The sequence below is a fragment of the Nitrospirota bacterium genome (assembly GCA_004296885.1).
In the GTDB taxonomy this organism is placed as follows: Bacteria; Nitrospirota; Nitrospiria; order Nitrospirales; family Nitrospiraceae; genus SYGV01.
In genome coordinates, this window is sequence record SCVN01000022.1 from 1 (window position 1) to 24,052 (window position 24,052).

Below are 24,052 nucleotides of genomic sequence, written 5' to 3' on the forward strand. Positions count from 1 at the left end.
CCGATCGTCGGGGACTGCAAGTCCGTCCTGCGGGAGTTGGTCCAGATTCTGCGGGCCACGGTCAACGGGGATCAAAAGGATTTGCGGAAACCCTGGCTGGACCAGATCCGCGAGTGGCAGCGGGCGCACCCGTTGGCGTATGAGCAGGACCCGAACGGGGAAATCAAGCCTCAGCATATCATCAAGCGTGTCTTTGAGCTCACAAAAGACCGGGACCCGATCGTGGCGACGGACGTCGGGCAACACCAGATGTGGTCGGCCCAGTACTTCAAGCTGGCCAAGCCGAACCGGTGGTTGACCTCCGGCGGACTGGGAACCATGGGATTCGGTTTTCCTGCCGCCATGGGCGCCCAAGCGGCGTTTCCGGGCAAGCTGGTGCTGTGCATCGCGGGCGATGGCAGTTTCCAGATGAACACCCAGGAACTGGCCACGGCGGTGGTGAGCAAGCTGCCGGTGAAGGTCTTTATCGTGAACAACCGGTTCCACGGGATGGTCCGTCAGTGGCAGGATCTGTTCTACGAGGGCCGCTATGCCTCCAGCTATCTGGACAAGACTCCCGACTTTGTCAAGCTGGCGGAGGCTTACGGGGCCGTGGGGCTGCGCGCGAGCAAGGTGTCTGAGGTGGACGACGTGATCCGCGAAGCCATGGCCGTGGACAAGCCGGTCCTGATCGACGTGCCCGTGTATCAGTATGAGAATTGCTACCCGATGATTCCGGCCGGGGGCTGCAACCACGAAATGATCCTGACCGATCCGCCGGAGTTGAAGAAACAGCAGCCGGCCGGCTCGAAGGTGGCCGGCGAAGATAAGGACACGGTGCTGACCGCCTAGCGGTCGCCGGATACACACATGGGTCACATCATTTCCGTCATCGTCGAGAACAAGTTCGGAGTCCTGTCGCGGGTGGCGGGCCTGTTCAGTGGACGTGGCTTCAACATCGAGAGCCTCTCGGTGGCCCCCACGCTGGACCCCTCCATGTCCATGATGACGATCGTAACCACAGGCGACGATCGGATCATCGAGCAGATCGTCAAGCAGCTCAACAAGCTGATCGACGTGATCAAGGTCGTGGACCTCAACGAGAGTGAGTTCGTCGAGCGCGAAACGGCGCTCATCAAGGTCCACACCAAGCCGGAGGACCGGGCGGAGGCGCTGCGGATCGCGGACATTTTTCGCGCCAGAGTGGTCGACTCCACGCCGACGACCTACACGATCGAAATCACCGGCGACACGAACAAGATCGAGGCGATCATCAACCTGCTGCAGCCGCTCGGCATCAAGGAACTGGCCAGGACCGGACGGGTGGCGATCGCGCGGGAGCCGGTCCGTCCTGCGGCGACGCAGCCGAAGCGCGTCGCCAAAGAATAACGTCCGCATCGTCGAACTGGAATCTTATGCCGCCGGCGCCCTGTGCCGGCGGCTTTTACCCGGGAGTCAGTGATGAAAATTTATTACGATCAGGATGCCGACCTGCAGCAAATCAAGGGCAAGAAGGTGGCGATCATCGGCTACGGCAGCCAGGGCCATGCCCACGCCAATAATTTGAAGGACAGCGGCGTGAGCGTCGTGGTGGGGCTGCGCGAAGGCGGATCGTGGCGGAAAGCGGAAGCGAGCGGCCTCAAGGTCATGCCGGTCGCCGATGCGGTGAAAAGCGCGGATGTGGTGATGATCCTGGCGCCGGATGAAGCGCAAGCCGCGATCTATCGCCACGACATCGCTCCGTATCTCAAGAACGGGGCCTATCTGGCCTTCGGCCATGGCTTCAACATCCACTTCGGCCAGATCGTGCCGCCGGCCGGCGTCAATGTGTTCATGGTGGCGCCCAAAGGGCCCGGCCACTTGGTCCGCTCGGAGTATACGAAGGGCAGCGGCGTCCCCTGCCTGCTTGCCATTCATCAAGATCCCAGCGGGAACACGAGGGCCGTGGGCTTGGCCTATGCCAGCGCCATCGGGGGCGGGCGGGCCGGCGTGATCGAAACGAACTTCCGCGAAGAGACCGAGACCGACTTGTTCGGCGAGCAGGTGGTCTTGTGCGGCGGCCTGACCGCGCTCATCCAGGCGGGCTATGAGACACTGGTGGAAGCCGGGTATTCGCCCGAGATGGCCTATTTCGAATGTCTACACGAAGTGAAGCTGATCGTGGACCTGATTTACGAGGGCGGCATCGCCAACATGCGGTACTCGATCAGCACCACGGCCAAGTACGGGGACGTGACGCGGGGGCCCCGGATCGTCACCGAGGATACCAAGAAGGAAATGAAGAAAGTCCTGGAAGAGATTCAGAGCGGACGGTTCGCCCGAGAGTGGGTGCTGGAGAATCAGGCCAATCGCCCGGTCTACAATGCCTTGTTGGCGAAGGGGGAGGCCCATCCGATCGAAGCAGTCGGCGGCAAGCTCCGGGCGATGATGCCCTGGCTCAAGAAGGGCAAGCTTGTCGACAAGGCGAAGAACTGACGGGGCCGGCTCGGCCTGCCTGCATCCAGAGGCTTGTGAATGGACCGCGCAGTCGGCATCCCGATCGTCAAAGAAGGCTTTCCGTTCGTCCTGGGCGCCGGCGGGCCGGCCGTCCTGGCCGTCAGCCTTGGATGGACCGGCCCGGCGCTGGCCTTGGGAGCGGCGGCGTTGTTTATCGCGTGGTTCTTCCGGAATCCCAAGCGGGTGGCGCCTCCTTCGCTCCATGCGGTCGTGGCGCCGGGCGACGGGAAAGTCATTGCGGTGACCGAGGAGTATGAGCCTCGGTTTCTGAAAGACCAGGGGATCCGGGTCAGCATTTTTCTGAACATTTTTAACGTGCACGTCAACCGGATTCCGTGCCAGGGCACGGTGGAAGACGTGGCCTATCAACCGGGGACCTTCGTTGCGGCGAATCGCCCGGATGCAACGCTGCGGAACGAGCAGAACGCATTGATGATCCGGACCGCGCAAGGGGCCAAGGTGCTGTGCGTGCAGGTGGCGGGGCTGATCGCGCGTCGGATCGTCTGTTGGGTTTCTCCCGGCGACCGCGTGGCCTGCGGGGAACGGTACGGTCTGATCCGGTTCGGATCGCGGATGGACATGTTTTTGCCGGCGGGCACGAAGGTGCTGGTGGGGGTCGGCATGCATGTGAAAGGGGGCGAGACCATTCTCGCCGAGTTGGGGTAGGGAAACCGTCATGCGGGGGCCCTTCATGAAGGACAAGGATAACAAGCCGGTGGCCAAGGAATTGAAGCGCAAACGGGCGGTGTATCTGATTCCGAATCTTTTGACCACCGGGAATCTGTTCAGCGGGCTGTTCGCGATTCTGGCCGTCTTCGACGAGCACTATCTGGCTGCGGCGGTGGCCATCCTCGTCGCACTCGTTTTTGACATGTTGGACGGGAAGTCCGCACGGTGGACGAACAGCACCAGCCAGTTCGGGGTGGAGTATGACTCCCTGGCCGATCTGGTGGCTTTTGGCGTGGCGCCGGGGCTGTTGATGTATGGCTGGGGGTTGAAGGCCCAAGGCATGCTGGGCGCGGCGGTCATGTTCGCGTTTGTGGCCTGCGGCGCATTGCGGCTGGCCCGATTCAACGTGATGGCCACCGTCAGCGAGAGCAAGTATTTTACCGGCTTGCCGATTCCGGCCGCGGCCAGCGTGGTCGCGACGCTGATCATCTTCGACCATCACGTCGTCGGGTTGCCGGTGGAAAACAAACCGCTGGCGGTCCTCGTCATGACGCTCGTGCTGGCGTTCTTGATGGTCAGTACGGTCAAGTACCGGAGTTTCAAGGATTTGAAGTTCAGGCCGGGCCACCATTTCAACTATCTGGTCTGGGCGATCCTGGGGATCATGCTCGTGATCGCCTGGCCGCAGTTGATGCTGTTCCTGGTCTTCGCCGGCTATGCGGCGCTGGGGCCCGTCGAAAAGGCGGTGAGCCTGGTGGCCAGAGCGTTCGGCAAGAAGAGCGGCCAGGATCAGGCGGCGTTGGAGTCGAAAGAGTCGTAGTTGAGCGGCGTCGAAGAGGAGTAGTAGGCGGTCCCGACGGACCGGAGAGAGCTGGTGGGTGGTGCGAACCAGCCCGTCGGCCGCTGAACTCGCCTCGGAGCCGAGCCCGTGAAGTCCTCCGGATGGTAATGGGCTCCGCGTGACCCACGATAAGGGTCCAATGAAGGGCGCCGGAGTTTCAATCGGAAACTCCGATGCCGAAGCAGGGTGGTACCACGGAGCGCGATGAGCCTTCGTCCCTGGGCTATGGGGGGAAGGCTTTTTTTATTGGAGGAGGGCAGGGCCATGACGCGCATGATCCGAATCTTTGACACCACCTTGCGGGACGGGGAACAGTCGCCAGGGGCGAGCATGAACCTGGAAGAGAAGCTCATGATCGCCAAACAATTGGCCCGCCTGGGGGTGGATATCATCGAGGCGGGTTTTGCCTACAGCTCGCCCGGCGATTTCGAGGCGGTCCGGCAGGTCGCCCAGGAAGTGGAGGGGCCCACGATTTGCAGTTTGGCTCGGGCGAGGCCCGAAGATATCGACCGGGCGTGGGAAGCGCTGAAGGGCGCGCCGAAGGTGCGCATCCATACGTTTCTCTCGACCTCGGACATTCATCTGAAGCACCAATTCCGGATGAGTCGCGAGGAAGCGTTGAAGCGTGCGGTTGAGATGGTGCAGCGGGCGCGAGGCCACGTCGAAGACGTGGAGTTTTCGCCGATGGACGCCAGCCGGTCGGACCCGACCTACCTCTATGAGGTGATCGAGGCGGTCATCGCCGCCGGGGCCGGCACGGTCAACATTCCCGATACGGTGGGTTACACGAGTCCGCAGGAGTTCGGCCGGCTGATCCGCGGGATCCGAGAGAAGGTGAAGAACAGTGACCGGGCGGTCATTTCGGTCCACTGCCACAATGACTTGGGGCTGGCCGTGGCTAACTCCCTGGCGGCGGTGTTGGAAGGGGCCGGGCAGGTGGAGTGCACCATCAACGGGATCGGCGAGCGGGCAGGCAACGCCTCGCTGGAAGAGATCGCGATGGGGCTGCGGACCCGCAAGGACTTCTACGGGGCCGATACCAACATCCGAACGGAGGAAATCATCAAGACCAGCCGCCTCGTCAGCAAGATCACGGGGATGGCGGTGCAGCCGAACAAGGCCATCGTGGGCGCCAATGCCTTCGCCCACACCTCCGGCATCCACCAGGACGGTCTCCTCAAAGAGAAGAGCACCTATGAGATCATGCGTCCCGAATCGGTGGGGTTGACCCAGAGCAAGCTCATCATGGGGAAGCTGTCGGGCCGGCATGCGTTCCGGCAGAAGCTCGAGGAACTGGGGTACAAGCTGTCCGACGAGGAGGTCAATCACGCCTTCACGCGGTTCAAACGGCTGGCGGATCAGAAGAAGGAAGTCTACGAAGAAGACTTGGAAGCCATCGTATCGGACGAGGTGTCGAAGATTCCGGAGCGCTATGTGCTCAAGTCGCTCTATGTCGAGAGCGGCACGAGCAAGACTCCCACGGCGACGGTCGAACTGGAGATCGACGGGCAGCCGGTGAAGCAGACCGGGACCGGCGACGGGCCGGTGGATGCGGCCTATCGCACCATCGCCGCCATGACCCAAACCAAGAGTTGCCTGCTGGGTTACTCGGTGGAGGCGATCACCGGAGGTACCGATTCGCAGGGCGAGGTTTCCGTGCGGCTGCAGGAAGACGGGAAGACGGCCAGCGGACACGGATCCGATACCGACATCATCGTGGCCTCCGCGCGGGCCTATCTCAACGGGTTGAATAAGCTGGCGTTCTGGGCTTCGAAACACTTTGATCCAGGGCAGAAGGCCGGCTTGATTTACCAATAATGCGGCGGTACAGTGGCGCCGCATCAGTCGGTATGGGAGTCGAACGAGGAGTGAAGGAATGAAGGCGCAGATTGCGGTCTTGGCCGGTGACGGTGTAGGAAAAGAAATTGTCCCCGAAGCGGTCAAACTGCTTCAGGCGGCGGCGGAGAAGTTTCACCATACGTTCACGTTTGTGCCGGCCCATGTCGGCGGCTCGGCGATCGACGCAGTCGGCGTGCCCTTGCCCGACGAGACCCTGGCGCTGGCCAAGTCGAGCGATGCGGTGTTGCTGGGCGCCGTGGGAGGGCCGAAGTGGGAAGGGTTGGATTATAAGATCCGACCCGAACGGGCATTGCTCGGGCTCCGCGAACAGTTGGGGCTGTTCGCAAATCTCCGTCCGGCCAAGTTGTATTCCATGTTGAGCGACGCCTCCACGTTGAAGCGCGAGGTCATCGAGGGCATTGATCTGCTGGTCGTGCGCGAGCTGACCGGCGGGATCTATTTCGGGAAACCGAAAGGCATCGAGAAGACCCCGGACGGTGAACGGGGCGTCAATACGGAAGTCTATACGACCCAGGAGATCCAGCGCATCGCCAAGGTCGCATTCGAGGCGGCTCGAATGCGGCGGCGCAAGGTCACCTCCGTGGACAAGGCCAATGTGCTGGAATCCTCGGAACTGTGGCGGCGGGTGGTCATCGACGTCCACCGGGGCTATCCGGACGTGGAACTGAGCCATATGTATGTAGATAACTGCGCGATGCAGTTGATCCGCAATCCCAAGCAATTCGACGTACTGGTGACCAGCAACTTGTTCGGAGATATCTTGAGCGACGAAGCGGCGATGTTGACCGGCTCCATCGGCATGCTCCCTTCCGCCAGCATCGGCGCGAAGGCGGGGATGTATGAGCCGATCCATGGGAGCGCGCCCGACATTGCCGGAAAAAATGTGGCGAATCCCATCGCGACGATCGCCTCCGCCGCCATGCTCCTGTCCTACCAACTTCGTCTGGACAAGGAAGCAGAGGCCATTGAACGGGCGATCCAGCAAACCTTGGAGCAGGGCTATCGGACCAAGGATATTCAGGGCCCCGGGACCAAGCTGGTCGGGACGGTCGAAATGGGCGATGCCATCCTGAAGAATTTCCGGCAAGGCTGAGGCATAGCTGTCTGATGCTTGCATGCGCCAAATCCGGGACGATCGGAACGGTGGCCGGCACCGGGGAGCCGGGCCATGCGGGAGACGGGGGGGCTGCTACCCTGGCTTGCCTGAACGAGCCCAAGAGTCTCGCGGTGGCCAAGGGCTGCCTGTACATTGCGGACAGCGAGAATCACGTCATTCGGAAAGTCGACCTGGCAAGCGGGCTCATCAGCACCGTGGCCGGATGTCCGGCTGGCATCACGCCGGTTCCTGTGGACACAGTGGCGGCCGACGAGTCGTTCGACGACGATCCGCTCGGCGGGCCCAGCCAGGCCATGCCGGAGAAGTTTGCTCAACTCGGAGACTTGAGCGGGACCGTTCGGTTCGTGGTGGGCACTGCGCCCAAAACCGGACGGTTCGAAGGCGATGGGGGGCCGGCGACGAAGGCGACGTTGAACTTTCCCTCCGCGGTGGCGTTGGATCGGCAAGGCAACCTCTACATTGCCGACACGATGAACCATCGGGTGCGGCGGGTGGATGCGGTGACCGGTATCATCACCACCGTGGCTGGCACGGGCCAGCATCGCTGCTCCGGGGACGGGGGGCTTGCGGCCGCCGCCGCTTTGAATGAGCCTTCCGCGCTGGTGGTGGACGATCAGGGCAACCTGTTCATTGCGGACCAGAGCAATAACCGAGTGCGCCGGGTGGATGTGCAGACCGGCGTGATCACCACGATCGCCGGCACGGGGCAAGCGGCCTACACAGGAGATGGGGGGCCGGCCACGGACTCGGGGCTGGCCGGGCCCAGTGGCCTCGCGCTCGGTCCGGATGGTATGCTCTACGTGGCCGATACATTCAACGGGCGGATCCGCATGGTCGATCTGTCCACCGGCCTGATTGCGACGGTCGCCGGAGACGGGGGCGAGTACCGGTACCAGGGGCATCCGCAGGAGTTCTCGACGAGTCTCTCCCGCCCCTACGGGATCGCCCTGGATGGGGAGGGCCATATCCTGGTCACGGATTCGGACAGTCATCTGATCCGGCGATGGGATCGGCGGAAGAAGATCATCACACTCGTTGCGGGAAACGGCCTGGCCCGGTTTCACGGAGATGGAGGGCCGCCGCAAGAGAGCAGCCTCAACTATCCCTTCGGGGTGGCGGTGGACGAAACGGGCAACGTCTATATCGCCGATACGTTCAATCATCGGATCCGGATGATTGCGGCTTAGCCTGGTGCTGGAAAAGGGACTTGCCAGATGTTGAAGAAGAAAGCGGCCTATCAGGTGGCGGTGGTCGGCGCGACCGGAGCGGTCGGGGCCGAAATGATCCAGGTGCTGGAGGAGCGGAAGTTTCCGGTCGAGTCGTTGCATGCGCTGGCCTCGTCCCGTTCGGCCGGCGGCACGGTGTCGTTTCATGGCTCGGACGTGACGGTCGCGGAGCTGACGAAGGACTCCTTTGCCGGCATCGACATCGCCCTCTTCTCGGCCGGCAGCGACGTCAGCAAGGAATATGCGCCGATCGCGGTCAAAGCCGGTGCGGTGGTGATCGACAACAGCGCCGCCTGGCGGATGGACAAGGACGTGCCGCTCGTGGTGCCGGAGGTGAATCCCCACGATCTGGCCAAGCACAAGGGCATTATCGCGAACCCGAATTGCTCCACGATCCAGATGGTCGTGGCGCTGAAGCCGTTGCACGACGAGGCTCGGATCCAGCGCATTGTCGTGACCACGTTCCAGTCCGTGTCCGGGACCGGCAAGGAAGCCATGGAAGAACTGATGGAGGAGTCCAAGGCGCTCCTCAGTTTCGGTCAGCCGGAGCCGAAGGTCTATCCCTATCAGATCGCGTTCAACTGCCTTCCTCATATCGACGAATTCCTGCCGACGGGCTATACGAAGGAAGAGATGAAGATGCTCCACGAGACCAGGAAGATCATGGGGGATGCGACTATCCGGGTCACGGCTACCACGGTCCGGGTCCCGGTCTATATCGGCCATTCGGAGGCGGTCAATATCGAGACGGAGCGAAAACTCACGGCCAATGAGGCGCGGGCGCTCCTCTCGACCGCGCCGGGGGTACAGCTCTACGACGATCCGGCCCATGCCCTGTACCCGATGCCGCTGCTCGCGGCCGGGCAGGACGATGTCTATGTCGGCCGCATCCGGGAAGACGAGTCCATTCCCAACGGGCTGAATCTGTGGGTGGTGGCGGATAATCTCCGGAAGGGAGCGGCGCTGAACGCCGTCCAGATTGCCGAACTGTTGGTGCGGTAACGATGCAGGATTGGAGCGGCCTGGGCAAATGGCTGCTGGCGACCGGCGGCTTGCTTGCGCTGCTTGGGGCGTTCCTGCTCGTGGCCGGGAAGTGGTCCGCGGAAGGAAGCCCCGGCTGGCTGAGTTGGTTTGGCAAACTCCCCGGCGACATTCTGATCAAGCGGGATCACGTCACATTCTATTTTCCCCTGGCCACCTGCCTGCTGCTCAGTCTGCTGGTCAGCCTTGTGCTCTACCTGCTGTCCAAGCGATGATGGCCCGGCCCCTCAGTGTCCTGCTCGGGTGTTTGTGCCTCGTCACGGCCGTGCCTGCTTGCGGGCAGGCGGAAGATGCCATCCGTGTATTGCTTGCCCAGGATGCATCACTGATCCAGGTCTCCACCGAACGGCGTTTGTCGGTACAGGGCGCCGGCGGCCACGAGCGCGTCTTCACGGACTCCATCATTATTGCCGCCTCGCCTGATGGCACATGGAGCCTCAACGGCGAGGTTCTCTCCGGGACCGGGCTGATGCTCTCGGGCAGCGGAGCGGGCCTGACGTTGCGGGTCGGGCAAGGAATCGAATCCAACGCCGCCCCCCTTGTCGTGAGCGGAACCTTGCGGGTTTTGCGTGGAAAGGGCCCTGGCAGCGTGGCCGTCGTCAATCACGTGGATGTGGAGGAGTATGTCAAAGGCGTGGTGCCGGCCGAGATGAGTGCCGCCTGGCATCCGGAGGCGCTGAAGGTCCAGGCCGTGCTGGCCAGGACCTATGCCCTCTACCAGCGTCAGGCGAACCGGGAGCGGGAGTATGACGTGGTTGCGAGTACGCTGGATCAGGTGTATCGGGGCCGCCAGGGGGTGGATCAGCGGGTCCAGGACGCAGTGGAGTCCACCAAAAGTCTTGCGTTGACCTATCAAAACGAGCCGATCCTGGCCGCATTTTCCTCGACGGCTGCCGGACCGACCGAGGATGCGATGAATGTGTGGTCCAAGGACTTGCCCTATTTGAAGGGCGTCGACTGTCCCTTCGATGCCAATTCGCCTTACTACCAATGGCGCGCCGAGTTCAAGCTGCAAGACTTGGAAGACAAGCTCGGCCGGCAGGGCCTCGCGATCGGCACGATCGCGAACCTGACGCCCTTGGCCTACAGCGCCGCTGGGCGAGTGGCCAGATTGCGCATCCTCCATTCCCAGGGCGAGTTGGTGCTGCGGGGCGAGGATCTGCGGCGGCTCGTGGGCTATGGGGTGATCCAAAGCACCCAATTTGAAGTCGAGTCCATCGGCAAGACCGTGGTCCTCTCCGGGCGGGGCGCCGGCCACGCGGTCGGGCTTTGCCAATGGGGAGCAAAGGAGATGGCCGACCTGGGGTATCGGTTCGACACGATTCTGCGCTACTATTTCCCTGGCACGGAACTCAAGACCGTGCGCGGCGCGGCGCGCTCGCCCGGTCCAAGCCCTGACTCCCGCTGATGCAGCTCGCCGAGTTCGACGTTCCTTTTGACCCTTCCCTCATTGCCGATCGCCCCGCCGAGCCTCGGGATCAGGCCCGTCTGCTGGTGGCGCCCCAATCGGGCGGGCCGTTATCCCATAAGAAGGTGGCGGACTTGCCGGCCCTGTTGGCCGAGGGAGATCTCTTGGTCGTCAACGACAGCAAGGTCCTGGCCGCCAGGTTGACCGGACGGAAGCGGCCGGGAGGCGGGAAAGTCGAACTGCTTCTGGTGAGGCCGCTCGGCCCCGATATCTGGGAAGCCTTGATCAAGGGACGGATGAAGCCGGGGCAAGTAATCGACCTGGATGCCCGGACGAGCGTGACCGTTCTTGCACAGGGCCCGACAGGCAGTACGGTACAGTTCTCGTCCGCGCAGCCGGCTGCCGATGTCATGAATCTGCTCGGCCAAATGCCGTTGCCGCCCTATATCAAACGAGAACCGGTCGATCAGGATCGCACCTGGTATCAGACCATCTTTGCCCGGCCGGAAGGCTCGATCGCCGCGCCAACCGCGAGCCTGCACTTTACGGAAGGGCTCCGCGAGGCCTTGCGAGAACGGGGGATCGGGCTGGCCACGGTGACGTTGCACGTCGGCCCCGGCACGTTCAGGCCGGTGACGGCCGACCGGATCGAGGACCATGTCATGCATCCAGAGCGCTTTGAGGTTCCGGCGGAAACGGTCGAGGCAATCAGACGAGCAAAGGCGGCAGGCAAGCGGGTGGTGGCGGTGGGAACGACCGTCGTGCGGACGCTGGAGGCTTCAGGCAATGAGGCGGGCATGGTCCGGTCGATGACCGGAGACACGGCGCTCTTTATTACCCCCGGTTATCGGTTCCGCGTCGTGGACGCGCTGATGACTAACTTTCATCTGCCCCGCACGACGTTGGTCATGCTGGTTTCGGCTTTCGTGGGCTTGGACCGGCTGCGGGAAATCTATCGAGAGGCGGTGCAGGAGCGGTATCGGTTCTATTCGTATGGCGACACGATGCTGATTCTTTGAAGAGGCCGCCAGTTATCAGCATTTAGCCTGCAGCGGGGGGAGAAGAAATGCTTCTTTTAGGCTGATAGCTGAACGATGATGGCTTCTTTACAGCAGTTCCTTGTGGATTTCGATGGGGACGCGGGCTTTCAAAGATTGCGTATAAGCCACCAGTGCCCGCTGTTGTTTCTGGAACAGGAAGTCCTGGAGAATTCGGTCGTTGGCCGATGAGCCGGTCTTCGGGTCCGCCTGGGGCTGCCTGGCCATCAGAGCTTGCGCTTCCGAAATCTCGGAGGGCGTCAAGGCGACCGAGTCACGGATCACCATCTTGGCCTTGGCGCCGAGCAGCTCCACCGAATAGAGGGATTCGAACAGGGGCGGGGTGAGCCGGTTTGCCGCCAGCAGGCGCCGGTAGAGTTCCGGATCGAACTGGCCGTTTCGCTGAAAGTCTCCCCGCCGCATAATATCGTCGCGCAGCTCTTCGGAACTGATGCGCAGCCCCATGTCTTGCGCGGCGAGCGTCCAGAGCTTGTTCTCGACCAGCCCTTCAATGACGAACTGCTTGATCTCTTCTTCTTTCAGCTCGCCCTTGATGTTCTCTTTGTAGAAGCGATAGGTATTTTGGTAGTTCCGCTGGAACTCTTCCCGACTGATGGTCTGATCGCCCACCGAGGCGACGGCATTGGAGTTCTGGTCTCCAAATCCCCACCAACCCATGGTAATGACAAAAGCGAGGGCCAGGGCACCCATGATGGATTTCAGCAACCAGGGGTACTTGTGTGCGCTGTCCCGCATCAACTTGATCATGCCGCTCTCCTACCCGTGAGAAAATGAAAACGAGTCAGGATTCTACCGGGCTTCCCTGTCAGAAGGCAAGGGACAGATAATATAGTGGCGCATTTGTGCTGCAGAGCCGGATTTGTTATACTTGTCCGATAATTACGAGGAGGAGACTTGTCGGAAGAAGGTCGGGCCAGAAGCCCTTTGGGCGAAGGAGTCTATCCCAAAGCGCATGTGCTCAACCGGCTCATTGCCAAGTCCCTGGATTTGATCCTCGTCGCTGCCGCCGATCGGTTGGTGCCTCCCGTGGGTTGGTTGGCCGGGCTGGCGTATGTGTTGATTGCGGATGGGTTTGCCGGGGGCCGTAGCGTGGGCAAGCGGTTGATCGGCATGCAGACCGTGATCCCCGGCACCAGGGATGTGGCGGGATTCAAGGAATCGATCATCAGGAACTTGCCGCTGGCTGCGGCGTATTTGCTGTTCCCGCTGCCGTACATCGGATGGCTTATGACCCTCGGGATTATCGGCTTTGAAACCTTGTTGCTGATCGGCAACGACCGGGGCCTGCGCCTGGGGGATGAAATTGCCCGCACGCAGGTGTTGGATGCCGGTCAGCTCGATCCGCAGGACTGACGCTGGTTTACAAGCAGGGCGGGGGTGGTCCCGCCGTGACGCCTGCGCAGGGCGTAAAGGAGCATAGAGTGGGAATCACGGGCGATGTCCTCGGCTGGTTCTCGAACGACCTGGCGATTGACCTGGGAACGGCGACGACCCTGGTCTATGTGCACGGCAAGGGCATCGTCTTGAACGAACCCTCGGTCGTGGCGGTCGAGAAAAAAAGCGAAAAAGTGCTTGCGGTCGGCGCCGAAGCCAAGAAGATGCTGGGGCGCACCCCCGGCAACATCACCGCCATCCGACCCATGAAGGAAGGGGTGATCGCGGACTTCGAAATGGCCGAGCGGATGCTGAAGTATTTCATCACGAAGGCCCATAACCGCAGCACCTTCGTGCGGCCCCGCATCGTGATCGGCGTGCCCTCGCGTATTACCCAGGTAGAGCAGCGAGCCGTGCGGGACTCGGCCGAGCTGGCGGGGGCCAGGGAAGTCTATCTGATTGAAGAGCCGGTGGCGGCCGCGATCGGCGCGGGCCTGCCGATCACCGAGCCGTCCGGGAACATGGTCGTGGACGTGGGCGGCGGCACAACCGATATTGCCGTGATCTCGCTCGGCGGGATCGTCTACAGCGAGTCCGTGAAGGTCGCCGGCGACCGGATGGACGATGCGATCATGAACTACATCAAGAAGAAATATAACCTTCTCATCGGGGAGCACATGGCGGAGCGCATCAAGGTGGAGATCGGCTCGGCCTACCCGTTTGAGGAGCGGAAAACGATGACGATCAAAGGGCGGGATTTGATCTCGGGCATTCCACGCACGCTGGTGGTGGATGACGCCGAGGTCCGGGAAGCGCTCCAGGAGCCGATCGGGACGATCGTGAACGCCATCAAGGTGGCGCTGGAGAACACCCCCCCAGAGCTGGCCGGCGACATCATTGACCGGGGCATTGTGCTGACCGGAGGCGGGTCCCTGCTCAAGGGCATGGATACGCGGTTTCGAGAGGAAACCAATCTGCCGATCATTACGGTGGATGACCCCCTGACATCCGTGGTGCTGGGGGTGGGCAAAATCCTCGACGAGCTGGAACTCCTGCGCAAAGTCTCGGTGATGTCGCAGTGTAGCAGCTCCCGCTAGGGCTTCCCGCCCGCGCGCGGAGGGCCATGTTTCGCACGACATTCGGAACCAGGCGGGTCATGCTGCTCCTGTGTGTGCTGCTGCTCTCGCTCGTCTTCATCCTCCCCCAACAAAGCCGGAGTTTTCTGCAGGGCATCGGGCAACCCCTCGCGCAACTCCTGTCGCTTCCCCTCACCGCATTGGCCGCGTTGGACCGAGGGGTGCAAGAGGTCTGGTACGGGTACCTCGCCTTGCACCAGGTTTCGGAGGAGAACCGCCGGCTGCAACGGGAACTCCAAGCCTTGCGGGGCCGGAACAATGAGTTGCGCGAACTGGGCGTGGCCGGCCAACGTCTGGCCGCTGTGCTGGCTTTGAAGGAGCGGTTGAAGGCCAAGACCCTTGCGGCGCAGGTCATCGGCCGGGATGCCACGAACTGGTACCGGGCCATCGTGGTCGACAAGGGATCGCGGGATGGCGTCAAGGTCGAGATGGGCGTGATGGCGCCGGATGGGGCGGTCGGGCGGGTGGTCAAGGTGACGCCGTTCACCTCCGTGGTCTTGCTGATCACGGATCCGAACAACGCCGTCACCGGCTTAATTCAGCGCACGAGGGATGAAGGGATCGTGGAAGGCACGACCGAGGGCCGGGCGAGAATGAAATACATTCCGTTGCTGGCAACCCTCCAAAGCGGCGACGTGATCGTCACGTCCGGGCTCACCGGAGGGTTTCCCAGGGGCGTGCCGCTGGGGACGATCACCAGGATCGACAAGGCCGAAGGCGAGCTGTTTCAGTCGGCGGAGATCGTGCCGGAAGTGGATTTGCACAAGTTGGAAGAGGTGTTAGTGATTACGGATCCGCTGCCGGTCGGCGATGGTCTTGAGCCTTCCGCGGCGCCGTCCGGTCCCGTCTCTCCGGAGGTTCGCCCGTGAAGCCGGCTCTCTATGCAGCGCTGGTATTGGGACTGGTCCCTCTGCAGACGAGCCTGTTGCACTATCTCAGCCTTGGGAGCGTGCGCCCGGACTTGTGCCTGGTCGCTGCCGGCCTGATCGGGTTTCTCGCAGGGCCCGTCGAGGGAGTGCTGATCGGGATCGCGCTGGGATTCACACAAGATCTCTTCTCGGCCGGCACCCTGGGGCTCAATTTGATTGCCAAGGGGCTGGTCGGGCTGCTGGCCGGGCTGGCCGGCCGACAAGTCACGAACGCCACGATGGCGACGCTCTTGATGACCCTGGTGAGCCTCTCGGTGCTTGAGAATCTGGTGTTTCTGTTCGTGGTCCGTGGGGGAGGGGAACTTGGCGATCGTCTGGCCGCTCTGCCGTCGATCCTGTTACCGGAGACGCTGCTGAATGTGGTGTTCGGCGCAGCCCTGTACTGGCTGCTCCCATTCCGCCCATCGGCGGAGCAGGAAATGGGGCGGAGGCCGATTGGATTGGTGGGCTGAGCATGCCATGGAAGGTGCGGGCGGCGCGGACGCCGTTTAAATTTCGGGCCGCTTTGGAGGGCTGATGCCGCAGTTCGGCACACAGCAGGAAGAGTTGCGCGAGATTCAGAGACGCTTGACGATTCTGAAGATCGCGCTGCTGGCGATCGTCGGGTTGCTGGCTCTCCGTCTCTGGGACCTGCAGGTCCGAGACGGGGCCTACTATCGGGATCTGTCGGAGAACAACCGGACTCGCGCGGTCATCTTGGAACCGGCGCGCGGGTTGATCTACGACCGGCATGGTGTCTTGTTGGCCAATAACGTCCCGAGTTTCGGCCTCTACGTCACGTTGGAGGATGTCAAAGATCGCAAAGCGCTCGTTGAGGGGCTGGTCGGCTTGATCGGCGTGGACGAAGCGGCCTTGAGGAAAAAACTCTCCGAGCGGGGTAGCAAACTCTTGCCCCGGAAGCTCAAAGATGGGCTGTCGCTGAGGGAAGCTGCCTTGATCGAGTCCCACCGGCTGGATCTGCCCGGCGTGATGATTCAGGCCGACTCCCAGCGCAATTACCCGAGCGGGCCGATCCTGGCGCACGTGCTGGGTTATGTCGGGCAAGTTTCGGCGGAGCAGCTCGAGAAAAGCGAGTCTCAGGAGTTACACCAAGGCAGCATGGTAGGCCAGTATGGCGTGGAGAAGGCCTATGACCGATTTCTCAGGGGCCAGGCCGGGCAAAAGGTGATCGAAGTCGACGCCCTGGGCCATGAAAAACGGACCGTGTCGGTGGAGAAGCCGGCGGCCGGGGACGATCTGTATCTGAGCATCGATCTGCGCTTGCAGCGGCTGGCCGAAGAGTTACTGGGAGACGAAGCCGGCGCCATTGTGGCCTTGGATCCTACCAATGGGGAGGTGCTCGCGTTGGCGAGCCGTCCGTCATTCGATCCGAACGTGCTCTCGCGCGAGTTGACCGCGAAGCAATGGGACGCGATCGTTCAGAACGATTCCCATCCGCTGACGAACCGCGCGACCCAGGGGCAGTATCCGCCGGGGTCCACCTTCAAGATCGTGATGGCCACGGCCGCGTTGGAATCGCACACGATCACGCCGTCCACGAAAATTCGTTGCGTAGGCGGTTTTCCATTCGGGCGGCGGGTGTACAAGGACTGGAAGGCGGGCGGCCATGGGTTCATGGATGTCACCCAGGCCTTGGTGGAGTCCTGCGACGTATTTTTTTACACGGTGGGCCAACGGATGGGCATCGACATGATCGCCGACTTCGCGGATCAGTTCGGCCTGGGACAGGAAACCGGCGTCGAGTTGCCCTCCGAGCGGACCGGCATCGTGCCTTCCACGGCCTGGAAGGCAAAAGCAAAGGGCCAGCCCTGGCTGCCCGGCGAGACGATTTCAGCCGCGATCGGGCAGGGATATGTGACCGTGACGCCGATGCAGATGGCGCACCTGATGGCCACGGTGGCGAACGACGGGGTGTCCTTCCGCCCTCGGATCGTGCGGGCGGTCATGGAGCGGGCGAGCGGCTTGGTGCACGAGGTCCCGACGGTCCCGCATGGAAAACTGGCGGTGGCGCCGGAGACGTTGGCCTTGATCAAAGAGGCCTTGGCCGGTGTGGTGACCAGAGGGACGGCCGCACGCGCGCGATCAACACTCGTCAGCATTGCGGGCAAAACGGGGACCGCCCAGACGGCGGCGCTGCGGACCGGGCCCGAACGGGACATACCCAAAAGGCTTCGGGACCATGCCTGGTTCGTGTCGTACGCTCCCGTTGATGCCCCGCGCATTGCCGTCGCGGTGCTGGTGGAGCACATGGGGCATGGCGGGTCGGCCGCCGCACCCCTGGCCAAGCAGATCATTGAAGCGTTTGTGCGGTACGAACGAGCGGAGCCCAAGCTTGCCGGACGGCCCGATGCAGAAAGGCCCGAAGGCTTGGAGTTGGCCATGCAGGAGGCCCGATGATCGACCGCGTGATGGACAGCCGTGAGCTGGACAGTTTTGACTGGCAGTTCCTGGCGGTCACGGCCGCCATTCTCTCGCTGGGCGTGCTCTCCATCTACAGCGTGACGCATGCCCAAGCGGGAGCGGGCCTGCCGCTCTACGTCAAACAGGTGCTCTGGATTCTCGTCGGATGCGCCGCCTTTCTGGCCATGCTCGTGGTCGATTACCACAAGATCGCCCGTTGGTCCTACGTCCTTTACGGCCTCATCCTGATTCTGCTCCTGGTGGTGCTGGCGGCCGGCAAGACGAGCCGCGGGGCGCAACGGTGGATTCCGATGGGCCCGTTTGCCTTTCAACCGTCCGAGTTTGCGAAGCTGGTGCTGATCTTGGTGCTGGCCACGTACTACGCCCATGCGCCGCGGGAGGGATGGATCCAGCGCGTCGTTCTGCCGGGGTTGTTGATGATGCCCGGACTCCTGCTGATTCTGAAGCAGCCGGACCTGGGGAGCGGGTTGAGCTTCCTGGCGATCTATGCGGCGCTGTTGCTGGTGGTGGGGATGCGGTCCAAAGCCATGGGCATCCTGCTGCTGTTTGCGGTGATGCTGTTCCCCTTTGCCTGGGAATTGTTGTGGGGCGCCCTGCACGATTACCAGCGCGAACGGATCATGACCTTCCTGGACCCGGCCTACGACACCGGCGGCAAGGGCTACCACGCCCTGCAGTCGCGTATCGCCATCGGCTCCGGCGAACTCCTGGGCAAGGGGTTGCATGGAGGGACTCAGAGCCAGCTCAAGTTCCTGCCGGAAGGGCATACGGACTTTGTGTTTGCGGTGTTCGCGGAGGAGTGGGGGTTTCTGGGCACGCTGCTCGTGCTGGCCCTCTTCCTCGGACTCCTCATGTTGTCGCTGGAAATCGCCTTGAAGGCGAAAGACGTTCTGGGGGCTCTCTTGGCGGCCGGCATCGTCGGGATGCTCGGGTTCTGTTTGATGGTGAACATCGGGATGACCGCCGGCCTCCTGCCGATCGTCGGAATTCCCTTGCCCCTGATGAGTTATGGCGGCAGCGCGGTCGTCACGACGATGGCTGCTCTGGGGTTGCTGCTGAATATCAAGCGACGGCGTCTGACGCTATTTTATTGACGCCGAAGAACATGGTCGTCAGCCCTTGTGGCCAAGGCCTGACGAACGACGCATCATAGAGCAAGCGACCGGGCGTGGAATCCGTGCGCCGGCGCGTGCGGGCTCTCAGGCCGGCCGCTTGCCCAGGAATACGAAGGAGATGTTATGGCATTGGAAATTGCAATCAGTATGACCCGGGAGGAGACACGAGCGGCCGTCCTGGACAATCGCGTCGTGACGGAACTGTATGTCGACCGGGCCAAGCACAAGGATTTTGTCGGCAACATTTACAAGGGCAAGGTGGTCAAGGTCTTGCCGGGCATGCAGGCCGCCTTTGTCGACATCGGTTTGGAAAAAGCGGCGTTCATGCACGTGTCGGACCTGTCGGGTGAGGCGGAGCCAGGCGATACGCTGGTTGATAACGAGGAGGACGACAAGGGCCCCGAAATGCCGCGGCCCCGGCGCCAGGGCTCCAAGCCGATCGAACAACTGCTCAACGAGGGCCAGGAACTCATGGTCCAGATTTCGAAGGGCCCGATCGGAACCAAGGGACCGCGCGTCACCACCTACGTCTCGTTGCCAGGACGGTACCTGGTCTTCATGCCCAACGTGGAGCACATCGGTGTCTCGCGGCGTATTCCGAAAGACGAGGAGCGGGCGCGGCTGAAGGAAATCATGAAGCGTGTCCGCCATCCCGGCAGCGGCTATATCGTGCGGACGGTGAGCGAAGGAGTCAAGGAGGAGGAGCTGCGCTCGGACGTGGAATTTTTGAACGTGCTCTGGCAGGACGTGCTGAAAAAGAGGGAACAACTGCCGGCTCCCTGCGCGCTCCACACCGACCTAACGTTGACTTTCCGGGTGGTCCGCGATCTGTTCACCAAGAAAGTGGACCGATTGTTGATCGACTCCCGGTCCGAGTACGAGGCGGTGAAGAATTTTGTCCACCGGTTCATGCCGGAGCAGACCTCCCGCATCCAGTATTACGACAAGGAGGAAAGCCTCTTCGACTATCTGGGGATCGAGATGGAGATCGCCCGGGCCATGAACCGCAAGGTCTGGCTGAAGTCCGGCGGCCATATCGTCGTAGACCACACGGAGGCGATGACGGTCGTCGACGTCAATACGGGCCGGTTTGTCGGCAAGCGCGACCAGGAGGAAACGATCCTCAAGAACAACCTGGAGGCGGTCAAGGAGATCGCCTATCAGATCAAGCTGCGCGGCATCGGGGGGATCATTATCATCGACTTCATCGATATGGAGCGGGAAAAGAACCGGGATAAAGTCTACCAGGCGCTGGTCGAGGCCATGGGGAGCGACAAGGCTCGCACCAGGATTTCCAGGATCTCCGACCTGGGCCTGATCGAGATCTCGCGGGAGCGCGTCCGGGAAGACCTCTTGCGGGCGATGTCCGAGCCTTGCCATTATTGCGAAGGACGGGGGTACACCAAGTCTCCCACATCGGTGGCCTATGAGATTTTCCGCGAAGTCCGGCGCATCGGGAAGGCACCCGAAACGCAGACGATCGTCATCGGGGCCCATCCCGCGGTCGTCGATCTGTTGTTCGATGAGGAACGTCAGGGTCTCGAAGAGCTGGGGCGGCAGGTTGACGGCAAGATCATCGTGAAGCCGGACCTGGGTCTGCACCTCGAGCAGTACGATATCGCCGTGCTCTGACGGAACCATTTGGGGGCAAAGCCATGCCGATTCCGGTCGATCTCCGGTCCTGGCTGGTGTTGCGTGCGATCGCAGGGCTGGGTGACGCAGGCCTGTGCCGGCTCGTGCAGACGTTGGGTTCGGCAGAGGCGGTCTGCCGGGCTTCCGCCGAGGCGCTCATGGAGTCGGGCGGCGTGCGCCGCTCCGTGGCGGAGGCGATCGTCCGAGGCCCCGACCCGGAAAGTCAGCGGGCGATTGATCGAGAGCACAATTTGCTCGAGCGGCTTCGGTGCAGCGTCGTCACGTATCTGGACCCCGAGTACCCGTCCCGGCTCCGCATGATTCCGGACCCGCCGCCGCTCTTGTATGTGAGCGGGGCCATGGAGGCGCGCGATCAGCATGCGGTGGCCATCGTGGGTTCGCGCCGCGTTTCTGCGGCCGGTCGGGCCGTCACCGAGGAGCTGAGCCGCGAATTGGCCGGGGCCGGTTTCACCATCGTCAGCGGGCTTGCGCGCGGGGTGGATGCCGCCGCGCACCGCGGGGCGATGGAGGCCAAGGGCCGGACCGTGGCGGTGTTGGGGTGCGGGATCGACCGGACGTATCCGCCCGAGCATGGGGCGTTGCGGGATCGTATCGAAGCTTGCGGGGCCGTCGTGTCGGAGCTGCCCTTGGGGGCCTTTCCCCACAGTTACCATTTCCCGCGCCGGAATCGCATTATCAGCGGGATGTGTCTCGGCGTCGTCGTGACGGAAGCGGCGGCGCAGAGCGGTTCGTTGATTACGGCGCGTTTGGCGGGGGAGCAGGGGCGCGAGGTGTTTGCGGTTCCCGGATTCATCAAGGCGGACAACAGCCGGGGCCCCAACGGCTTGATCAAGCAGGGGGCCAAGCTCGTCGAAGGGGCCATGGATGTCATCGAAGAACTGCTCCCGCAGCTGGAGCCTCCCGTGCGGGACCGTATCCAGGCGCGTCTCCCGGCTCCATCAGTCACCAGCGGAGGGGTGCCGTCGGACCGGAATGAGGCCAAGGTCTATACCTTGCTGTCGGCGGAGCCCACGCACCTTGATGAGGTGATCGTCAAGGCGGGGATGTCCGCAGCCGATGTGACCAGCCTGCTGCTGGCCATGGAATTGAAAGGGTCGGTGCGCCAATTGCCAGGTCAGTCCTACATCAGGGTATAATCAGAACACTTGCAAACCTGTTCGGGAAGGGGTATATCACGGCCCCTGCTCGAAGGGGTGTTTCTCGAGGCGTTGGAAAACGGCAATCGAGACAAGAGGAGACATGGCCAAATCATTGATCATCGTGGAGTCGCCGGCGAAAGCCAAGACCATTACCAAGTACCTGGGTCGCGGCTATACGGTGATGGCGTCGATCGGCCATGTCAAAGATCTGCCCACCAGCAAGCTGGGCGTGGATATCGAGCATGACTTTACGCCGCAGTATGTGACGATCAAGGGCAAGGCCAAGGTCCTGGCCGAGATCAAGAAGAAGGCGCTGGAGTCGGACAAGGTGTTTCTGGCGCCGGACCCGGATCGCGAGGGAGAAGCCATCGCCTGGCATATCGCGGAGGAAATCCAGGGCAAGTCCAAAGGGAAGGGGCCGGAGGTCTTCCGGGTCCTGTTCAACGAAATCACCGAGTCGGCCATCAAGCGCGCCCTGCAATCTCCCGGGCAGATTGATCTGAAGCTGGTGAATGCCCAGCAGGCCCGCCGAGTGCTCGACCGGATCGTCGGCTACCAAGGTAGCCAGTTGCTCTGGACCAAGGTGCGGCGCGGCCTGAGCATGGGGCGCGTTCAATCGGTGGCCGTGAAATTGATCTGCGATCGGGAAGCGGAGCGGGAGGCGTTCCGCACGGAGGAATACTGGTCCATCACGGCCACGCTGGCCGGAGCGAACCCGCCTCCATTCGAGGCCAAGCTGCACAGTGTCAACGGTCAGGAGGCTGTCATTGCCTCCGCCGCCGAAGCCGAGCGAGTCGTCACGGCAGTGCAGGGGAAACCCTTTGCCGTCCAGGCCATTGAGCGGAAGGAAAAGCGGCGCCATCCGGTGGCGCCGTTCATCACGAGCCGGCTTCAGCAGGAGGCCTCGCGCAAGCTCCGGTTCACCCCGAAAAAGACCATGGTGTTGGCCCAACAGCTCTACGAGGGCCTCGAGATCGGGAAAGAAGGTCCGGTCGGGCTCATCACCTATATGCGCACCGACTCGCCACGCATTGGAGCCGAGGCCGCCGAGGAGGCCCGCCAGGTCATCCGCGAACGGTTCGGCAGCGACTATTTGCCCGCGACTCCGAATGTCTATAAGACCCAGAAGGCCGCGCAAGAAGCCCACGAAGCGATCCGCCCCACGTCGGCGCATCGGGACCCCGAGTCCATCAAGCAGTTTTTGGAGCGGGATCAATACATGCTTTACAAGTTGATCTGGAACCGGTTTGTCGCCTCCCAGATGGTGCCGGCCGTTCTGGAGGTGACTCGCGTGGACTGCGTGCCCCAGGGAATCCGGGACCAGTACCTGTTCCGGGCGAACGGCATGGTCGTCAAATTTCCTGGACACCAGGCCGTGTATCAGGAAGGGGTGGATGCGGAGGTTGCGCCGCAGGGTAAGACCGCCGATCAGGAGCGCGAAGAAGAGTCCGATCGGCGCTTGCCGATGCTGCAGGAAGGGGAGACGCTGCGTCTGGTTGGCCAGGAAGGGCAAGCTGTGCAAGGGGTGCTGCCGAAACAACACTTTACGCAGCCGCCGCCGCGTTACAACGAGGCCCTGTTGATCCGTGAACTGGAAGAGCGGGGCATCGGGCGGCCCTCCACTTACGCGAGCATCATTTCGACGATTCAGGACCGCAAGTATGTCGATAAGCTGGAGGGCCGCTTGGCGCCCACCGAAACCGGGCGGACGGTGAACAGCTTCCTGGTGAAGGGGTTTCCCGACATTCTGAATACGGACTTTACCTCCCTGATGGAAAAAGAGCTGGATGAGGTCGAAGAAGGAGAAAAGCCCTGGGTTAAAGCGGTGCGCGACTTTTACGGCCCGTTCAGCAAGGACATGGAGAAGGCCAAGGATATCCCGGGGCCCAAGGATACGGTGGAGCCGCCCACCAACATTCCCTGCGAGAAATGCGGCCGCATGATGGAAATCAAGTGGGGCCGTAACGGCAAGTTTCTGGCCTGTCCCGGCTACAAGGAGGATCCGCCCTGCCGGAATACGCAGAACTTTGAGAAGCTGCCGGACGGCACGATCAAGATCGTGGCCAAGCAGGACATGACGACGGACGAAAAGTGCGAGAAATGCGGATCGCCGATGGTGATCAAATCCGGTCGGTTCGGCCGCTTTATGGCCTGCTCCGCCTATCCGGCCTGCAAGACGACCAAGCCCATTCCCCTCGGCGTCAAATGTCCCCAGGACGGAGGCGACTTGGCCCAGAAACGGAGCAAAAAGGGCCGCACGTTCTACGCCTGTTCCAACTATCCCCAATGCGAGTTCGCGATCTGGGACCGCCCCATCAACAAACCCTGCCCGAACTGCCAGGCTCCGTTCCTTGTCGAGAAAACCAGCAAGCAGGCCGGCGTGACGGTACAGTGCCGGAACGAAGACTGCGGCTACCGCGAGGCCAGCTGATCGCTGCGCCAGCACGGATTCCTATCGTGTTTGCGATAATTTCACGGGCCGCGGCTCGTGGTCTCATCGAAGCGATTGATTTTGAGAGCCTCTCTCATCGAATTTGATAATGATGATCGTTTGTACGTACAATGCCTGTTGACGAGTGCCGGTTCGAGG

The 24,052-nt window shown here is 62.2% G+C and carries 22 protein-coding genes; 21 read left to right on the forward strand and 1 reads right to left on the reverse strand.

Annotated features, from left to right (window positions below; genetic code table 11):
• The 12 genes from EPO61_12855 to queA form a co-directional block, all read left to right on the forward strand.
• A partial coding sequence (locus EPO61_12855) for an acetolactate synthase large subunit (protein TAJ07501.1) occupies positions 1-831 on the forward strand: 831 nt, incomplete at its 5' end.
• A gap of 18 nt (positions 832-849) precedes the next feature.
• Positions 850-1,368, forward strand: coding sequence for an acetolactate synthase small subunit (gene ilvN / locus EPO61_12860; protein TAJ07502.1), 519 nt, complete (start codon positions 850-852; stop codon positions 1,366-1,368).
• Positions 1,369-1,440: 72 nt separating this feature from the next.
• The gene (gene ilvC, locus EPO61_12865) at positions 1,441-2,454 is read left to right on the forward strand and encodes a ketol-acid reductoisomerase (protein TAJ07503.1); all 1,014 of its coding nucleotides are present in this window, start codon (positions 1,441-1,443) and stop codon (positions 2,452-2,454) included.
• A gap of 39 nt (positions 2,455-2,493) precedes the next feature.
• Complete coding sequence (locus EPO61_12870) at positions 2,494-3,141, forward strand: phosphatidylserine decarboxylase family protein (protein ID TAJ07504.1); 648 nt, start codon at positions 2,494-2,496, stop codon at positions 3,139-3,141.
• Positions 3,142-3,151: 10 nt separating this feature from the next.
• Positions 3,152-3,964, forward strand: a complete 813-nt coding sequence (pssA, locus tag EPO61_12875; GenBank protein TAJ07505.1) for a CDP-diacylglycerol--serine O-phosphatidyltransferase — start codon at positions 3,152-3,154, stop codon at positions 3,962-3,964.
• A 285-nt stretch (positions 3,965-4,249) separates the two neighbouring features.
• Positions 4,250-5,803: a 2-isopropylmalate synthase gene (locus EPO61_12880; GenBank protein TAJ07506.1), complete on the forward strand. Its 1,554-nt coding sequence runs from the start codon at positions 4,250-4,252 to the stop codon at positions 5,801-5,803.
• Positions 5,804-5,861: 58 nt separating this feature from the next.
• Entirely contained in the window at positions 5,862-6,938 is a 1,077-nt protein-coding gene (gene leuB, locus EPO61_12885; GenBank protein ID TAJ07507.1) for a 3-isopropylmalate dehydrogenase, read from the forward strand.
• A gap of 14 nt (positions 6,939-6,952) precedes the next feature.
• Entirely contained in the window at positions 6,953-8,149 is a 1,197-nt protein-coding gene (locus EPO61_12890; GenBank protein ID TAJ07508.1) for a hypothetical protein, read from the forward strand.
• 27 nt (positions 8,150-8,176) lie between these two features.
• The gene (locus EPO61_12895) at positions 8,177-9,190 is read left to right on the forward strand and encodes an aspartate-semialdehyde dehydrogenase (GenBank protein TAJ07509.1); all 1,014 of its coding nucleotides are present in this window, start codon (positions 8,177-8,179) and stop codon (positions 9,188-9,190) included.
• A 2-nt stretch (positions 9,191-9,192) separates the two neighbouring features.
• A complete protein-coding gene (locus EPO61_12900) occupies positions 9,193-9,444 on the forward strand; it encodes a DUF2905 domain-containing protein (protein TAJ07510.1) in 252 nt (83 codons plus the stop codon).
• Complete coding sequence (locus EPO61_12905; protein TAJ07511.1) at positions 9,441-10,637, forward strand: SpoIID/LytB domain-containing protein; 1,197 nt, start codon at positions 9,441-9,443, stop codon at positions 10,635-10,637. Before EPO61_12900 ends, EPO61_12905 begins: the two co-directional genes overlap by 4 nt.
• A complete protein-coding gene (gene queA, locus EPO61_12910; protein ID TAJ07512.1) occupies positions 10,637-11,656 on the forward strand; it encodes a tRNA preQ1(34) S-adenosylmethionine ribosyltransferase-isomerase QueA in 1,020 nt (339 codons plus the stop codon). The genes EPO61_12905 and queA overlap by 1 nt, the downstream gene beginning before the upstream one ends.
• A gap of 87 nt (positions 11,657-11,743) precedes the next feature.
• Here the strand turns inward: queA and EPO61_12915 are convergent, their stop codons facing one another.
• The gene (locus EPO61_12915; GenBank protein ID TAJ07513.1) at positions 11,744-12,442 is read right to left on the reverse strand and encodes a hypothetical protein; all 699 of its coding nucleotides are present in this window, start codon (positions 12,440-12,442) and stop codon (positions 11,744-11,746) included.
• A 147-nt stretch (positions 12,443-12,589) separates the two neighbouring features.
• Here EPO61_12915 and EPO61_12920 point away from each other — a divergent pair, with 147 nt between their 5' ends.
• The 9 genes from EPO61_12920 to topA all read left to right on the forward strand — a co-directional run bounded on the left by EPO61_12920 (position 12,590) and on the right by topA (position 23,893).
• Positions 12,590-13,048, forward strand: coding sequence for a hypothetical protein (locus EPO61_12920; protein TAJ07514.1), 459 nt, complete (start codon positions 12,590-12,592; stop codon positions 13,046-13,048).
• 68 nt (positions 13,049-13,116) lie between these two features.
• The gene (locus EPO61_12925; GenBank protein ID TAJ07515.1) at positions 13,117-14,166 is read left to right on the forward strand and encodes a rod shape-determining protein; all 1,050 of its coding nucleotides are present in this window, start codon (positions 13,117-13,119) and stop codon (positions 14,164-14,166) included.
• A gap of 26 nt (positions 14,167-14,192) precedes the next feature.
• On the forward strand, positions 14,193-15,074 hold the full coding sequence (gene mreC, locus EPO61_12930; GenBank protein ID TAJ07516.1) for a rod shape-determining protein MreC: 882 nt from the start codon (positions 14,193-14,195) through the stop codon (positions 15,072-15,074).
• Positions 15,071-15,586, forward strand: coding sequence for a rod shape-determining protein MreD (mreD, locus tag EPO61_12935; GenBank protein ID TAJ07517.1), 516 nt, complete (start codon positions 15,071-15,073; stop codon positions 15,584-15,586). The genes mreC and mreD overlap by 4 nt, the downstream gene beginning before the upstream one ends.
• A 64-nt stretch (positions 15,587-15,650) precedes the next feature.
• Complete coding sequence (gene mrdA / locus EPO61_12940; GenBank protein ID TAJ07518.1) at positions 15,651-17,531, forward strand: penicillin-binding protein 2; 1,881 nt, start codon at positions 15,651-15,653, stop codon at positions 17,529-17,531.
• Positions 17,528-18,649: a rod shape-determining protein RodA gene (rodA, locus tag EPO61_12945; GenBank protein ID TAJ07519.1), complete on the forward strand. Its 1,122-nt coding sequence runs from the start codon at positions 17,528-17,530 to the stop codon at positions 18,647-18,649. The genes mrdA and rodA overlap by 4 nt, the downstream gene beginning before the upstream one ends.
• 144 nt (positions 18,650-18,793) lie before the next feature.
• Positions 18,794-20,302 (forward strand): Rne/Rng family ribonuclease, encoded by a 1,509-nt coding sequence (locus tag EPO61_12950; protein TAJ07520.1) that lies wholly within the window; start codon positions 18,794-18,796, stop codon positions 20,300-20,302.
• Between the two features lie 23 nt (positions 20,303-20,325).
• On the forward strand, positions 20,326-21,459 hold the full coding sequence (gene dprA / locus EPO61_12955; GenBank protein ID TAJ07521.1) for a DNA-protecting protein DprA: 1,134 nt from the start codon (positions 20,326-20,328) through the stop codon (positions 21,457-21,459).
• Between the two features lie 103 nt (positions 21,460-21,562).
• The gene (topA, locus tag EPO61_12960; protein TAJ07522.1) at positions 21,563-23,893 is read left to right on the forward strand and encodes a type I DNA topoisomerase; all 2,331 of its coding nucleotides are present in this window, start codon (positions 21,563-21,565) and stop codon (positions 23,891-23,893) included.
• Positions 23,894-24,052 lie beyond the last annotated feature (159 nt).

Bases quoted from the DNA above. Each gene is read 5' to 3' on its own strand.
- mrdA (TAJ07518.1), top strand. From the start codon at position 15,651: ATGCCGCAGTTCGGCACACAGCAGGAAGAGTTGCGCGAGATTCAGAGA.
- EPO61_12915 (TAJ07513.1), bottom strand. From the start codon at position 12,442: ATGATCAAGTTGATGCGGGACAGCGCACACAAGTACCCCTGGTTGCTG.
- EPO61_12870 (TAJ07504.1), top strand. From the start codon at position 2,494: ATGGACCGCGCAGTCGGCATCCCGATCGTCAAAGAAGGCTTTCCGTTC.
- pssA (TAJ07505.1), top strand. From the start codon at position 3,152: ATGCGGGGGCCCTTCATGAAGGACAAGGATAACAAGCCGGTGGCCAAG.
- ilvC (TAJ07503.1), top strand. From the start codon at position 1,441: ATGAAAATTTATTACGATCAGGATGCCGACCTGCAGCAAATCAAGGGC.
- mreC (TAJ07516.1), top strand. From the start codon at position 14,193: ATGTTTCGCACGACATTCGGAACCAGGCGGGTCATGCTGCTCCTGTGT.
- EPO61_12890 (TAJ07508.1), top strand. From the start codon at position 6,953: ATGCTTGCATGCGCCAAATCCGGGACGATCGGAACGGTGGCCGGCACC.
- EPO61_12900 (TAJ07510.1), top strand. From the start codon at position 9,193: ATGCAGGATTGGAGCGGCCTGGGCAAATGGCTGCTGGCGACCGGCGGC.
- leuB (TAJ07507.1), top strand. From the start codon at position 5,862: ATGAAGGCGCAGATTGCGGTCTTGGCCGGTGACGGTGTAGGAAAAGAA.
- EPO61_12950 (TAJ07520.1), top strand. From the start codon at position 18,794: ATGGCATTGGAAATTGCAATCAGTATGACCCGGGAGGAGACACGAGCG.
- EPO61_12880 (TAJ07506.1), top strand. From the start codon at position 4,250: ATGACGCGCATGATCCGAATCTTTGACACCACCTTGCGGGACGGGGAA.
- ilvN (TAJ07502.1), top strand. From the start codon at position 850: ATGGGTCACATCATTTCCGTCATCGTCGAGAACAAGTTCGGAGTCCTG.
- queA (TAJ07512.1), top strand. From the start codon at position 10,637: ATGCAGCTCGCCGAGTTCGACGTTCCTTTTGACCCTTCCCTCATTGCC.
- dprA (TAJ07521.1), top strand. From the start codon at position 20,326: ATGCCGATTCCGGTCGATCTCCGGTCCTGGCTGGTGTTGCGTGCGATC.
- EPO61_12905 (TAJ07511.1), top strand. From the start codon at position 9,441: ATGATGGCCCGGCCCCTCAGTGTCCTGCTCGGGTGTTTGTGCCTCGTC.
- topA (TAJ07522.1), top strand. From the start codon at position 21,563: ATGGCCAAATCATTGATCATCGTGGAGTCGCCGGCGAAAGCCAAGACC.
- rodA (TAJ07519.1), top strand. From the start codon at position 17,528: ATGATCGACCGCGTGATGGACAGCCGTGAGCTGGACAGTTTTGACTGG.
- EPO61_12895 (TAJ07509.1), top strand. From the start codon at position 8,177: ATGTTGAAGAAGAAAGCGGCCTATCAGGTGGCGGTGGTCGGCGCGACC.